14 protein-coding genes are annotated in these 12698 nt (G+C 68.9%); 4 read left to right on the top strand and 10 right to left on the bottom strand.

All coding sequences use genetic code 11. The annotated features are described in order from the left end of the window. Positions 1-97: 97 nt before the first annotated feature. From EAO27_RS13965 to EAO27_RS13940, 6 genes are all read right to left on the bottom strand, one after another. On the bottom strand, positions 98-1246 hold the full coding sequence (locus EAO27_RS13965; RefSeq protein WP_242770765.1) for an alpha-hydroxy acid oxidase: 1149 nt from the start codon (positions 1244-1246) through the stop codon (positions 98-100). Between the two features lie 248 nt (positions 1247-1494). Continuing rightward, entirely contained in the window at positions 1495-1818 is a 324-nt protein-coding gene (locus EAO27_RS13960; protein ID WP_242770764.1) for a hypothetical protein, read from the bottom strand. A 68-nt stretch (positions 1819-1886) separates the two neighbouring features. Continuing rightward, positions 1887-3143 carry an FAD-dependent oxidoreductase gene (locus tag EAO27_RS13955; RefSeq protein WP_242770763.1) on the bottom strand — a complete coding sequence of 419 codons (1257 nt, stop codon included), beginning with the start codon at positions 3141-3143 and terminating at the stop codon, positions 1887-1889. Further along, positions 3140-3967 (bottom strand): class I mannose-6-phosphate isomerase, encoded by an 828-nt coding sequence (locus EAO27_RS13950; RefSeq protein ID WP_242770762.1) that lies wholly within the window; start codon positions 3965-3967, stop codon positions 3140-3142. Before EAO27_RS13950 ends, EAO27_RS13955 begins: the two co-directional genes overlap by 4 nt. A gap of 4 nt (positions 3968-3971) precedes the next feature. Further along, complete coding sequence (locus EAO27_RS13945; RefSeq protein ID WP_242770760.1) at positions 3972-5621, bottom strand: amidohydrolase; 1650 nt, start codon at positions 5619-5621, stop codon at positions 3972-3974. Next, entirely contained in the window at positions 5618-6496 is an 879-nt protein-coding gene (locus EAO27_RS13940) for an NAD(P)-dependent oxidoreductase (RefSeq protein WP_242770758.1), read from the bottom strand. The genes EAO27_RS13945 and EAO27_RS13940 overlap by 4 nt, the downstream gene beginning before the upstream one ends. Before the next feature lie 105 nt (positions 6497-6601). On the opposite strand from EAO27_RS13940, the gene EAO27_RS13935 reads away from it, so the two are divergent. From EAO27_RS13935 to EAO27_RS13920, 4 genes are all read left to right on the top strand, one after another. Next, positions 6602-7849, top strand: a complete 1248-nt coding sequence (locus EAO27_RS13935) for a threonine ammonia-lyase (RefSeq protein ID WP_242770757.1) — start codon at positions 6602-6604, stop codon at positions 7847-7849. A gap of 171 nt (positions 7850-8020) precedes the next feature. Next, positions 8021-8419 carry an acyl-CoA thioesterase gene (locus EAO27_RS13930; RefSeq protein WP_242770756.1) on the top strand — a complete coding sequence of 133 codons (399 nt, stop codon included), beginning with the start codon at positions 8021-8023 and terminating at the stop codon, positions 8417-8419. After that, on the top strand, positions 8416-8901 hold the full coding sequence (locus EAO27_RS13925) for a GNAT family N-acetyltransferase (protein ID WP_242770755.1): 486 nt from the start codon (positions 8416-8418) through the stop codon (positions 8899-8901). Before EAO27_RS13930 ends, EAO27_RS13925 begins: the two co-directional genes overlap by 4 nt. After that, on the top strand, positions 8898-9386 hold the full coding sequence (locus tag EAO27_RS13920) for a GNAT family N-acetyltransferase (RefSeq protein ID WP_242770754.1): 489 nt from the start codon (positions 8898-8900) through the stop codon (positions 9384-9386). The genes EAO27_RS13925 and EAO27_RS13920 overlap by 4 nt, the downstream gene beginning before the upstream one ends. A gap of 3 nt (positions 9387-9389) precedes the next feature. On the opposite strand, the gene EAO27_RS13915 is transcribed toward EAO27_RS13920, so the two are convergent. The 4 genes from EAO27_RS13915 to EAO27_RS13900 form a co-directional block, all read right to left on the bottom strand. Then, entirely contained in the window at positions 9390-10085 is a 696-nt protein-coding gene (locus EAO27_RS13915) for a class I SAM-dependent methyltransferase (RefSeq protein ID WP_242770753.1), read from the bottom strand. Beyond that, entirely contained in the window at positions 10078-10536 is a 459-nt protein-coding gene (locus EAO27_RS13910) for an Rrf2 family transcriptional regulator (RefSeq protein WP_242770752.1), read from the bottom strand. The genes EAO27_RS13915 and EAO27_RS13910 overlap by 8 nt, the downstream gene beginning before the upstream one ends. A 108-nt stretch (positions 10537-10644) precedes the next feature. Continuing rightward, positions 10645-11124 (bottom strand): MarR family winged helix-turn-helix transcriptional regulator, encoded by a 480-nt coding sequence (locus tag EAO27_RS13905; RefSeq protein WP_242770751.1) that lies wholly within the window; start codon positions 11122-11124, stop codon positions 10645-10647. Further along, positions 11108-12427, bottom strand: coding sequence for a S41 family peptidase (locus tag EAO27_RS13900; RefSeq protein ID WP_242770750.1), 1320 nt, complete (start codon positions 12425-12427; stop codon positions 11108-11110). The genes EAO27_RS13905 and EAO27_RS13900 overlap by 17 nt, the downstream gene beginning before the upstream one ends. Positions 12428-12698 lie beyond the last annotated feature (271 nt).

Here is a 12698-nt window from a genome sequence, read left to right as displayed (position 1 = left end):
ATTGCGAGGAGCGAAGCGACGAAGCAATCCAGAGTGGCGTAAACCCGCCCTGGATTGCTTCCCCCGGCTTACGCCGGGGTCGCGATGACGAACTGGGTTACCGCCAGCGCAGATTGTCGCGCGACAGGTCGGCGAGGCTCTTGGCGCCCATCAGTTTCATCCCGCGTTCCATCTCGGCGCGCAGCTGGGCGATCGCACGCGTCACGCCGTCCTCGCCCGCCGCGGCGAGCGCGTAGAGGTAGAGGCGGCCGCCCGAGCAGGCCTTCGCACCGACCGACAGCGCCTTGAGCACATGCGTCCCGCGGGTGATGCCGCCGTCGCAGATCACCTCGATCCGGTCGCCGACCGCGTCGACGATCTCGGCGAGCGCGTCGAAGGGCGCGCGGCTGCCGTCGAGCTGGCGCCCGCCATGGTTCGACACCATGATCGCGCTGGCGCCGATGTCGACCGCGCGGCGCGCATCCTCGACCGCGACGATGCCCTTGAGGCAGAAGGGGCCGTCCCATTTTTTGCGGATCGCCTCGGCGCGTTTCCAGTCGAGGCTCTGGTCGAGCATCGAGGTGAAATATTCGGCGACCGATTTGGGGACGCTCGACCCTTCGGACACGTGCGTCGCGAGGTTGGGCAGGCTGAACTTCTCGCGCAGGACATAGTTGAGCCCCCAGCCGGGCTTGATCGCATAGCTCAGCAGGTTGCGCGCCGTGAAGCGCGGGGGCGAGGTGAAGCCCGAGCGCAGGCAGCGTTCGCGGTTGCCGCCGACGATCGTGTCGACGGTGAGCGCGACCGCGTCGAATTTCGCTTCGCGCGCGGCTTCGAGCATCGCCTGGTTGAGCCCTTCGTCGTGGTGGACGTAGAGCTGGAACAGCTTGGGGCCATCGGTGAGCGCGCCCGCCTCGGCGAGGCCGATCGTCGCGAGGCTGGAGATCCCCGCGACGGTGCCGGCGTTCGCCGCGGCGCGCAGCACCGCGCGCTCGCCCTGCCAGTGGAACAGCCGCTGGAGCGCGGTCGGCGAGAGGAAGAGCGGCATCGCGATCTCGCGCCCGAACAAGGTCGTTTTCATGTCGACGGAGTCGACCCCGGCGAGCACGCGCGGGACAAGATCGCAGGCGTCGAACGCTTCGCGGTTGCGGCGGCGCGTGACCTCGTCGTCGGCGGCGCCGTCGATATAGTCGAACACCGGCCAGGGCAGGCGGCGCTTCGCGAGCGCGCGGAAATCGTCGATATTGTGGCAGTCGGTGAGTTTCATCGGAGCCCCGCTCTTGCCCCGTCGTTGCGAGCGTAGCGAAGCAATCGAGGGTGGTTTACCCGGGGTCTGGATCGCCGCGTCCCCCGGGTCAAGCCCCGAGGCCTTGCAAGGGCGAAATCAGGCCCCCGTCTCATAAACGCGGCGTCACAGCCGAACGGGCGCAGGCCGGGCCATGGCGAGAAGGACTCGGCCAGTTCGTCGTATCGGCTGATTGGCCCCTGAACCGGAACGGCGGCGGTAGGAACGGCTCAAGCCTGCCGCGGCGGATCGTATAGCGGACCGGCATCCCAAGTCGGCGGGAGATCGAGATCGGCCTGTCCGCACCAAGTCAGGAGTCCAGCCTTGTAAGCCTCACTCTCGACCAGTTCGGAATGGACCGTCCGCATGGCGAGCAGGAGCGCCTGGACACCATCTTCCCCGCTCGCATACCGGCGAAACTCTCGCTCCGGCCATCCTACAAGATAGCGGCACTGGAATTCGCCTCCGGGGGCTCTCGATGGCGCGAAGAAGCGGACAACCAATTCCTCGCCATCGAGCTCAAACCTGCGTTCCGCATATGGTGCTTCGGTCATCACCCCTCCATCGCTGCGGGACCGGTCTGGCACGAGGCCGGGGAACCGGCAACTTTTCTGCGCACGGCCTAGAAAACCGTGCGCGCCGCCGCCGTGCCCTTGGTTGCGAAGGCGAAGCGCGGTTCGATCGCGAGGTTCGCATTGAGGATATGTGCGGCGACGCGCTTGCCGACCGCGGGGCCGTTCTTGAAGCCGTGCCCCGATCCGCCGCCGACGAGCCAGACGTGCGGTTGACCGGGAAAGCGATCGATCAGATAGTCGCCGTTCGAGCTGTTTTCATATTGGCAGACGCGGCCGCCGATCAGCGGCGCATCGGCAAGGCCCGGGAAGCGCCGCGCGAGATAGGCGCGCGCCTCGGCGATACCCGCGGGGGTCAGCTGGCGGTCGAGCGTGTCGGGATCGATCACCGGGCCGTGCGCATCGATCGCGATCTTGAACCCCGCGCCTTCGAGGTCGGGGATGCCATAGACGATGCGGCCGTTGTTGAAATCGGCCCACACCGGCAGCTCGGGCGGGGCGAAGCGCGTGTCGCCCTGCGGCGCGCCGAAATGATAGACCTCCTGCCGCGTCGCGACGATCTTGTACATCAGCTGCTGCGGGAAGAGCTCGGCGAGCCATGGCCCGCAGCAATAGACGAGATGATCGGCGGTGCCGCCGTCGGGCAGCGTGTGGCGCTGGATCTTCTTCGACAGGAGGGGGGCGGGCATGACGACGCGCTCGACCGCGATTCCGGCGTCGGCGATCACCTCCTGCACCCCGCGTCCGGCGATCAGCGCGCCGGCTTCGGTCTCGAGGATGCCGCTTTCGCCCTGATAGAACTGGATCTGGCGGTATTTATTCTGGAGCCAGGCGACGTCGCCATGCTCGTGGCGTACGCGGTTCGCCTGGAGCCAGGCGAGCGATTGCGCGGTGTAGGCGTCGCCCTGCGGCGCGAACCAGAGGACGCCGGTGTTGTGGAAGATCGGGGCGCTCGCGCTGTCCGATACATTCTTCCAATAGGGCAGCGAGTCGCGCGCCATGTCCGAATAGATTGTGTCGGCGCCGTAGCCCATGCGCAGGACGCGGCTTTCGCCGCCCGAAGAGGCGCGCGCGTGGCCGGCGCCATAGGCGTCGAACAGGCGGACGCTCTTGCCCGCGCGCAGCAGGTGCCACGCGGTCCACGCGCCGAAGACCCCCGCGCCGATTACCGCGACGTCGACATGCTGAACCGTCGGTCCGGCGTCCTTGCGCTTTTTCGCCTTGCGCTCCTTGCGTTCGGCCGCGGCGGCGCTGGCCGCGACGGGCAGCGCGGCGAGGCCGCCGAGCAGCGCGCGGCGCGACGTCATGCTGTCGCCGCCGTGGCCCACGCGACCAGCGCGCGGCCGCGCCCCGCCAGCGCGGCGAGGTCGGCGGCGTCGCCGAGCAGCCAGCATTCGCCGGGTTGCCACGCTCGGCCGTCGAGCGTGCCTTCGCCGTCGATGGGGACGAACCAGACCGGACCGCGCGCGCCGAGGTCGGGGAGCGCCGCGAAATCCTCGCTATGGATTTCGGCCATGCCGAACTTGGGGCCGTCGACCAGCCGGTCGATGCCGACCGCGACCGGCGTGCGCAGATTGGCGGTCAGATAGGGGCCCGCCTCGGCGCAAGCCATCGCTTCGTCGAGATGCAATTCGCGCGGACGGCCATAGTCGTAGAGGCGATAGGTGATGTCGGCATATTGCTGCACCTCGATCAGCGACAGCCCGCCGCCGATCGCGTGGATGGTCCCAGGGGTGACGTGGAAATGATCGCCGGGGGCGATGGGTTTCCAGTCGATCAGCTCCTCGATGCTGCCGTCGAGCGCGGCGGCGCGCAATTGTTCGGGGCTGACGCGCTGTTCGAGCCCGAGCCCGATCACCGCGTCGTCATCGGCGTCGAGGATGAGCCACGCTTCCTCCTTGCCCTGCGCCGCGCCCGCGCCGCGCGCCTGCGCGTCGTCGGGGTGGACCTGCACCGACAGCGTTTCGGAGGTAAAGAGATATTTGACGAGCAGCGCGGGTTCGGCGCTTCCCTCGGGAAGCTCGAACCAGATTTCGCCGATCCGCTCGCCGCCTGCATCGAACAGCGGTCCGATGTCGTCGCGGCCCCACGGCTTGGCGACGCGGCGCGGGATCAGGCGCGTGACGCTCACCGGGTCAGTCGCCCTTCTTGTAGTAGCGATAGCCGCCGATCCAGGTTTCGAGCGGCACCATGCGGCGAATCTCGTCGGGGCCGGCGAGCATCGGGTCGGTGCCGACGATCAGGAAGTCGGCGCGCATCCCGGGCATCAGCGTGCCGATGCGGTCCTCGGCGAAACCCGCGAAGGCGGCGGTGCGCGTGAAGCCGTCGAGCGCGACCTCGCGGCTCACCGCTTCCTCGGGGCGCCAGCCGCCGAAGGGCTGGCCGTCGGCGTCGGTGCGCGAGATGGCGGCGGCGAGCCCCGCAAAGGGGTTGGCGCTTTCGACCGGAACGTCGGAGCCGAAGGCGAGCCGCGCACCCGACGCCGACAGGCTGCGCCACGCATAGGCGCCCTTCAGCCGGTCGGGGCTGAGACGCGCTTCGGCCATGCTCCGGTCGCTCGTCTGGTGCACCGGCTGCATCGAGGCGATGACCTTCAATTGCGCGAAGCGCGGAATGTCGACGGGGTCGATGATCTGGGCATGCTCGATGCGCCAGCGGCGTTCACCGGGCAGGTCGGCGTCGAGGTCGGCGATCGCGTCGAGCGCTTCGGCATTGGCGGCGTCGCCGATCGCGTGGATCGCGACCTGGAACTTGTCCATCGACGCGCGCACCATCTTGTTGCGCAGCTGCGCGGGGGTGAGCAGCGGCAGGCCCCGCTGTCCCGGCGCGTCGCTGTACGGCGCTTTCAGCCACGCGCCGCGCGAGCCGAGCGCGCCGTCGAGATAGAGTTTCACCCCGACCATGCGCAGCTTGTCGTCGTAGAGCCAAGGCGTCGGTTCGCCGCCCGCGATCAGCGCCATATTGTCGATGTCGCCGCCGTAGCTGAGGATGCGCACCGCGAGCTGCTTTTTGTCGCCGGCGCGGCGATAGGCCTGCCATTCGCCGATCGTCGTGCCCATGTCGGCGATCGTCGTGATCCCCTGTTCGAGCAGCTTCTGTTGCGCGAGATAGAGCGCGCGGTCGACGTCGCGCGCCAGCGGCCTGGGCTTGGCCTTGTCGATCAGGCTCATCGCGGCATCGACGAACACGCCGCTCGGCTTGCCGCCCGCCATCTCGATCCGGCCGCCCTCGGGCGCCTTGCTCGTCGCGCCGATCTTTGCGGCGTTCATCGCGGCGCTGTTCGCCCAGCCGGCGTGGCCGTCGACGCGTTCGAGCCACACCGCGCGGTCGGGAACCACCGCGTCGAGGTCGGCGGCGGTCGGGAAGCGGCCGAGGCCCCATTTCTCCTGGTTCCAGCCGCGGCCGATGATCCACGGCATTTCGGGATTGTCGGCGGCATATTTGCGGATCGCCGCCTGCGCTTCCTCGAGCGACCGCGTCTCGCTGAGGTCGAGCAGCATCAGCGAAAAGCCGAGCCCCATGACGTGGCCGTGCGCGTCGATCAGCCCGGGAATGAGCGTGCGGCCCTTGCCGTCTTCCTTGAAATCGGGGCGCTCGGGGCGCTTGTCCTTGCGGTCGAGCAGCTGTTTGACCTTGCCGTCGGTGCCGATGACCATGCCGGTGAAGCGGACGAGCTTGCCGTCCTTGTCGAGCGTGATGCCGTTGACATTGTCGACGAGCGTGTCGGCGTGCGCGGGCGCGGTAAGCGCGAGGGCGGCGAGCGAGGCAGGCAGAAGGCGCTTCATTTGGGCATCCTCGTCACGAGCGAGCTGGTGTCCTTGCGGCCGCCGCCCGCCTTTTGCACATCGGCGTAGAACTGGTCGACGAGGCTGGCGACCGGTAGCGTCGCGCCGTTGACCCGCGCCTCGTCGAGCGCGAGGCCCAGGTCCTTGCGCATCCAGTCGACCGCAAAGCCGAAATCAAACTCGTCCTTCGCCATCGTGCCCCAGCGGTTGAGCATCTGCCAGCTCGCCGCGGCGCCCCCCGACACCGCCTCGAACACCTTGTCGGTGTCGAGCTTCGACGCCTGCGCGAAGCGCAGCGCCTCCGACAGGCCCTGCAGCACGCCGGCGATCGCGATCTGGTTGACCATCTTGGTCGTCTGCCCCGCGCCGGGGCCGCCGATATGGACGATGCGCCCGGCATAGGCCTTCATCACCGGCTCGGCGGCGTCGAACGCGGCTTTCGGGCCGCCGCACATGATCGAGAGGGTGCCGTTCTGCGCCCCCGCTTCGCCGCCCGAGACCGGGGCGTCGAGGCACAGCAGCCCGAGCCCCTCGGCCTCGACCGAGAGCTGGCGCGCGATCCGCGCCGAAACGGTCGTGTGGTCGACGAACAACGCGTCCGCGGTCATCGCCTTGAACGCGCCGTCGCGGCCGAGCGTCACCTGCGCGAGATCATCGTCGTTGCCGACGCAGGTGAGCACGACGTCGGCGCCGGCCGCGGCTTCGGCGGGGGTGGCGACCGCGGTGCCGCCATATTGCGCGGCCCAGGCGTCGGCCTTGGCCCGCGTGCGGTTGTAGACGGTGACGCGGTGGCCGGCGCGGGCCAGATGCCCCGCCATCGGCCCGCCCATGACGCCGGTGCCGATGAAGGCGATGCGCAATTTTTGTTCGCTCATTCCGGGTCCATAACCATGGTTGGGGACGAGAACCACCCCTCGCTGAAAGGAACGGAGAGAACGGGGGTTTCCCTCGCGCGCGGGAAACAGTAGGGCCGCACCCCTATGACAGACCAGCCCACCCTTGCCGCTGCCGACCTTCCGGCGATCACATTGGACGATGTGCGCGCGGCGGCGGGGCGAATTAACGGCGCGGTCGTGCGCACGCCGACGCTCCATTCGCAGACCCTGTCCGAAATGGTCGGCGCCGAGGTGTGGCTGAAGTTCGAGAATCTGCAGTTCACCGCGGCGTACAAGGAACGCGGTGCCTTGAACGCGCTGCTGCTGCTCGACGACGAGGCGAAGGCGCGCGGCGTGATCGCGGCGTCGGCGGGCAACCATGCGCAGGGCCTCGCCTATCACGGCAAGCGCCTCGGCGTGCCGGTGACGATCGTGATGCCGAGCACGACGCCGCAGGTGAAAGTATCGCAGACCGCAAGCCACGGCGCGACGATCGTCCTCCACGGCGAGAAGTTCGACGACGCCTATGCTTATGCGCGCGTGCTCGAAAAGGAACGCGGGCTGACCTTCGTTCATCCTTTCGACCACCCGCACGTCGCGGCGGGGCAGGGGACGGTGGCGCTCGAAATGCTCGAGGATGTGCCCGAACTCGACACGCTGATCGTGCCGATCGGCGGCGGCGGGCTGCTCGCGGGCATGGGCACGGCGGCGCGCGGGATCAAGAACGACATGCGCCTCGTCGGGGTGCAGGCCGAGCTCTATCCGTCGATGTACGCCGAGCTCAACGGCGTCGACATGGCGTGCGAAGGCGATACGCTGGCCGAGGGCATCGCGGTGAAGGAGCCGGGAAGCTACACGCGCAAGCTCGTCGCGGGGCTCAACGATGATATCGTGCTCGTCGCCGAACGCCATCTCGAACGCGCCGTCAGCCTGCTGCTCCAGATCGAAAAGACCGTGGTCGAGGGCGCGGGTGCGGCGGGGCTCGCGGCGATGCTCGCACATCCCGAGGAGTTTGCGGGGCGCAAGGTCGGGCTGGTGCTCACCGGCGGCAATATCGACACGCGGCTGCTCGCCAACGTGCTGCTGCGCGACCTCGCGCGCTCGGGGCGCATCGCGCGGCTGCGTATCCGCCTGCAGGACCGGCCGGGCGCGCTGTTCAAGGTGATGAAGCTGTTCGACGAGAAACAGGTCAACATCATCGAAATCTATCACCAGCGCATCTTCACGACGCTGCCCGCCAAGGGGCTGATCACCGACATCGAGTGCGAGGCACGCGACCGCGAGCATCTCGACAGCCTCGTCGCCGCGTTGCGCGAGGCGGGCTATATGGTGACGACGGTCGAATTGGCGTAGTCCTCCCCTCCCGCTTGCGGGAGGGGTAGCGAGGCTTGGCAGCTTGCTGCCTAGCCGCAGCGGGGTGGGCAAACCGGCCTCGCTGCATGCCCACCCCGCTGCGACTAGCGAACAAGTTCGCAAGTCTCACAACCCCTCCCGCAGGCGGGAGGGGGATGCTAAGCAACAGGCATGAAAGACTTTACCCTCCAGCTCACCGCCACGCCCGAGAGCATCGACGAACTCGGCCATGTCAACAATGCCGTCTGGGTCCAGTGGATCCAGCAGGTCGCGACGGGCCATTGGGACGCCGCAGCGCCGCAGGCGCACAAGGATGCCTATGTCTGGGTCGTGGTGCGGCACGAGATCGACTATCTGCGCGCGCTCGGCCCGGGCGAGACGGTGACCGCGCGGACGTGGGTCGCCGACAAGCCGCAGGGGGCGAAGTTCGACCGCTTCATGGAATTCACCGGCGCGGACGGAAAGGTCCATGTCCGCGCGCGGACGGTGTGGGCGCTGCTCGACAAGGCGAGCGGCCGGCCGCTGCGCGTCACCGCCGAGGTCGTGGCGCCGTTCGGGGACGCGGCGTGAGCGGCTGGCGTCCGATGCGCGCGGCCGACCTGTCCGCGGTCGTCGCGATCGCCGACGAAGTGCACGGGGTCTTCACCGAGCCGCTCGCGGTCTACGCCGAGCGGCTGGCCCTCTATCCCGACGGGTGCCGCATCTTCGAGGCCGGGGGCACGATCGCCGGATTTCTGGTCACGCACCCCTGGCACCGCGACGCCGCGCCCAAGATCGGGGCGATGCTGGAGCGCATCCCCGAAGCCACCGGCAGCTATTATCTCCACGACATCGCGCTGCTGCCGTCGGCGCGCGGGACGGGGGCCGGCGCCGCCGCGATGGCGTTCGTGCTTGAACAGGCGGCGGCGGCGGGGTGCGACGAGGTCATGCTCGTCGCGGTCCACGGCGCGGACAGCTATTGGTCGGCGCAGGGCTTCGCCTATGCCGCGCCGGGCGAGGACGGGCCCTATGGACCCGGATCGCACCTGATGCGGCGGCGGGTTTCGGCGTGACGGTCGCGGTCCGTCCGGCGACGCGCGCCGATGCCGCCGCCATCTGGGCGATCATCGCGCCGGTGATCCGCGCGGGCGAGACCTATACGCTCGACCGCACGCTGAGCGAGGAGGATGCGCTCGCCTACTGGTTCGGCGCCGACAAGGCGGTGTTCGTCGCCGAGGCGGCGGGCGCGGTGCTGGGGACCTATTATCTGCGCGCGAACCAGGCGGGCGGCGGCGCGCATGTCGCCAATTGCGGCTATATGACCGACGCCGCGGCGGCCGGGCGCGGGGTTGCTCGCGCGATGGCGGCGCATTCGTTCGAGGCGGCGCGGGCGCGCGGGTTTCGGGCGATGCAGTTCAACTTCGTCGTCAGCACCAATGCGCGCGCGGTGCGGCTGTGGCAGTCGCTCGGCTTCGACGTCGTCGGACGGCTGCCCGGGGCGTTCGATCATCCGGCGCACGGCGCCGTCGACGCGTTCGTCATGCATCGCACGCTCTGACCGTCACGCGCAGGCGACCCACCCGCGCCAGGTGAAGGCGGCATAGAAGAGCTCGATCCCGGTGAAGCCCGCGGCGCGGAGCACGGCTTCGTCGGCTTCCGGGCTGAGCATCGCGACGTGCGTGGCGACGGCTTCGCGCCCCCTGGCGACCTGTTCGGGGTCGCCGCCCGAGGCGATGGCATAGGCGGCGTAGCGGTCGAGCCAGCGGTCGCGCGCGCCCGCTTCCTGCGGAAAGCTGCCGTGCGCGGCGACGAAGGGCGCACCGGGCCTGAGCCGCTTGCGGATGGCGGCGGCGGTGCGGATGCGCTCGTCGCGTTCGAGGAAGTGGAGCGTCAGCAGGCAGGTGGCGCCGTCGAACGGACCGGCGGGGGCATCGTCGATATAGCCTTCGATCAGCTCGGCGCGGCGGGCGTCCGGGCCCATGACCTGCGCGGCGAGGTCGAGCATCTGCCGTGCCGGGTCGATCCCGGTGAAGCGCCAGCCCGGATGGGCTTCGGCCATCGCCTTGAGTTCCAGTCCGCCGCCCGCGCCGAGGACGAGGATATGCGCGTCGGCGGGCACGCGCTCGGCGAGAAGCAGGCCGGTCATGCGGTGGAGACCGTCGAGCCCCGGGACGAAGCGCCGCGGGCCGTCGGTGTAGCGCGCGACCGCCGCGGGGTCCCTGAAGCTGTCGAGAAAATGCTGCGCGCCGTCAGCCATGATGATGATCCTGTGCGTTCGAGGGGCGCGCGGTCCTGCGCGCATGGAAATCGGCGGCGAGCTCGGCCAGCGTCACTGCGGCAAAGCGGTCGAGCAACAGCGCCTCGGCATCGCGAAAGGCGGGATCGAGCGCGGCGTTGACCGCCTGTTCGACGAGGCAGCCGGGCGCCTCGGTGCGGTTGCCCATCGCCATCAGCTTCGGGCGGCCGATGGCATCATAGACGTCGTGCATCGTGATCGCCGCCAGGTCGCGCGCGATCGTCCAGCCGCCGCCATGGCCCTTTTCGCTGCGGACGAAGCCCGCGTCGCGCAGCCCGCCGAGGATGCGGCGGATGACGACCGGATTGGTCTGCATCGCCCCTGCAAGCTGTTCTGACGTCATCGGGGCAGCCTGTTCGGCCATGTGGAGGAGGACGTGGAGCACGCCCGAGAGCCGGCTGTCGCGTTTCATGTAACTTTAAATAGTGCGTGATATGCTGCCGTCAAGATTCCGGGTGAGCGTGCGCCGACCGGTTCCGCCGCGTCCGCCGATGCGACGGTGATGGTCCGGACGCTTTGGCTAATCGTTGACGCGTTCGCTCAGCGGTTTGTCGGCGAGCGCGTCGAGCGCTTTCAATATCACGGCGTGGACGTCGCCGACCTCTTCGAAGAGTGCGCGATAAACGCGGCTTATCCGCACGCTATAGGCGTCGATGCGGCGGAGCTGGTCGCGGCCCGCGTCCGTCAGCCGGAAAATCTTGCGCCGTGCGTCGGCGGGGTCGGCGTGCTGGGTGATGAGGCCGAGACGAAGCAGCGCGGGGCATTTCTGGACCACCAGCTGGTGCGACTGGCCGAGCGCGCGGGCGAGATCGGCGGCGGAGGCTTCTCCCGCCGCCTCCAGCGCGGCGAGCAAAGAGCAGGAGCGGACGGGGACGGTGATGCCGGCGTCGTCGAACAAGGGGCGCGTCTGTTCCTCGATCCGCGTGCTCAGCGCTTCGCTGAGGCGGCCGAGGAACGAGATGTCGTCCAGGGCATTGGGGAGATCAGTGGAGGCGGGCATAAATCCGGGTCGTTCCGTCGCGGTCGATGCGTTCGAGCGCGGCTATCTTGCCGCCTTTGCGCACGATGCGAAAGCGGAAGTCGCGCACCCCTTCGATCGCGAGCAGGTCGCCGCCGAGCGGTTCGAGCGCCAGACGGAAGCGTTCGCGCCAAGTGTAGCGCAATTTGCCGTCGACGAGGTCGATGCGACGTCCTTCGTATCGGCCGGCGATCGCGCTGAGCGCGGCGGTGGACAGGGGCGGCCGCGCGGCGAGTTCGGGCGCGAGCCAGTCGGCGTCGGCCCGTTTGGCCGGGTCGGCTTTGGCGAGGTCGGCGAGCGCGAGGCGGTGCGCGACGGCGAGGGCATCGGCGGAGGCCGCCGGATGGTCGGGCGTGACCCCCTGGCCCTCGAAATCGCCGCGATCGACGGGATCGCGGATCTGGCCGATCGGCACCTGCAGGAAGAAGTCGGTGCCGACGGGCTTGCGGTCGACCGGGTGCGCGCCGCCCGCGGTGCGTTCGCCGACGAGGGTCGCGCGGCCCAGCTTCTTGAGCGTGTAGGCGAACCATTCGGCGGCAGAGAAACTGGTCGAGCCGGTGAGGACATAGACGGGCTTGCCGGTCAGCCGTTTCGCGGGCAGCGCGGGGAGCACCCACTGGCCGCGTTCGACGCGGCGGCCGTCGAGGTTGTAATAATAGTCGAACAGCTCCTGATCCTTGTCGCCGCGAAAGAGCTGGCTGGCGAGCAGTTGCGCCATCTCCAGATGTCCGCCGTTGTTGTAGCGCAGGTCGTAGATCACCGCGTCGCCATTCTCGATGAAGCGCATCGCCGCCGCCGCCGCGTCGTACCCGAGTTCGGGGTCGGCGAAATGCGTCAGGTCGACATAGGCGATGTTGCCGTCGAGGTAGCGGAGGCCGGCAAAACCGAAATTCTGCCGCGCCTCGTCGCGGCGTTCCTCGTCGCGCACCGCGGCGGCGCGCGCGGGGTCCTGTCGCGCCGCATGGTCGGCGACCCACGCCGGATCGACCCCGACGGCGAAATGCAGGTCGTTGCTTGCGGCGATCAGATCGTCGGTCAGCTCGCGCGCAAGGGCGGGGCGATCGTGCGCGGCGTCATAATCGCCGGCGTCGAGGTTGTGACGCAAAGCCGCGGCGATGGTTTTTGCCTTGTCGGGAAAGACGTAATTGGCCTCGAGCGTCCGGCCGAGCTGCTCGACCACGGCGCGCCTGTCGGCGGCGGAAAGCGGCGCCTCGTCCGCTGCGGCGACGGTCGTCAGCCACGCGGTCGCGGCGACCAGCAGGGCGGTCCAGCGTTTGTCGGTCATCGAATTTGCTGCTCCAGGACGATTATTACAATATATTGCGCAATATATTGTAATAATCGTCGATGCAAGCGGCATGACGGGTCGAGGGGCGGGCGCGGCGCGCCCCGGGCATCACGCGCTGGCGGTGAAGGGGGCTCGTCGGGCGAAACAATGCCGTGCCGGCGGGGGCTTGATCGCGGCGCGCGGCGCTGTTAGGTCCGCCCGCGATGACCGACGCCCTGCAACCCCGATTCAAGGCATATTGGCGCTCCTTTACATAGGAGCGGCATGG

The organism is Sphingopyxis sp. YF1 (assembly GCF_022701295.1).
Classification (GTDB): domain Bacteria; phylum Pseudomonadota; class Alphaproteobacteria; order Sphingomonadales; family Sphingomonadaceae; genus Sphingopyxis.
The sequence above is the reverse complement of the archived record's forward strand: the minus strand, read 5'-3'. Positions and strand labels throughout refer to the sequence as shown.

What these genes read in the sequence shown, in the direction of transcription:
- EAO27_RS13965 (WP_242770765.1), bottom strand. Translation starts at nt 1,246, where the DNA reads ATGAAACTCACCGACTGCCACAATATCGACGATTTCCGCGCGCTCGCG.
- EAO27_RS13915 (WP_242770753.1), bottom strand. Translation starts at nt 10,085, where the DNA reads ATGGCTGACGGCGCGCAGCATTTTCTCGACAGCTTCAGGGACCCCGCG.
- EAO27_RS13945 (WP_242770760.1), bottom strand. Translation starts at nt 5,621, where the DNA reads ATGAAGCGCCTTCTGCCTGCCTCGCTCGCCGCCCTCGCGCTTACCGCG.
- EAO27_RS13905 (WP_242770751.1), bottom strand. Translation starts at nt 11,124, where the DNA reads ATGCCCGCCTCCACTGATCTCCCCAATGCCCTGGACGACATCTCGTTC.
- EAO27_RS13955 (WP_242770763.1), bottom strand. Translation starts at nt 3,143, where the DNA reads ATGACGTCGCGCCGCGCGCTGCTCGGCGGCCTCGCCGCGCTGCCCGTC.
- EAO27_RS13935 (WP_242770757.1), top strand. Translation starts at nt 6,602, where the DNA reads ATGACAGACCAGCCCACCCTTGCCGCTGCCGACCTTCCGGCGATCACA.
- EAO27_RS13930 (WP_242770756.1), top strand. Translation starts at nt 8,021, where the DNA reads ATGAAAGACTTTACCCTCCAGCTCACCGCCACGCCCGAGAGCATCGAC.
- EAO27_RS13910 (WP_242770752.1), bottom strand. Translation starts at nt 10,536, where the DNA reads ATGAAACGCGACAGCCGGCTCTCGGGCGTGCTCCACGTCCTCCTCCAC.
- EAO27_RS13940 (WP_242770758.1), bottom strand. Translation starts at nt 6,496, where the DNA reads ATGAGCGAACAAAAATTGCGCATCGCCTTCATCGGCACCGGCGTCATG.
- EAO27_RS13900 (WP_242770750.1), bottom strand. Translation starts at nt 12,427, where the DNA reads ATGACCGACAAACGCTGGACCGCCCTGCTGGTCGCCGCGACCGCGTGG.
- EAO27_RS13960 (WP_242770764.1), bottom strand. Translation starts at nt 1,818, where the DNA reads ATGACCGAAGCACCATATGCGGAACGCAGGTTTGAGCTCGATGGCGAG.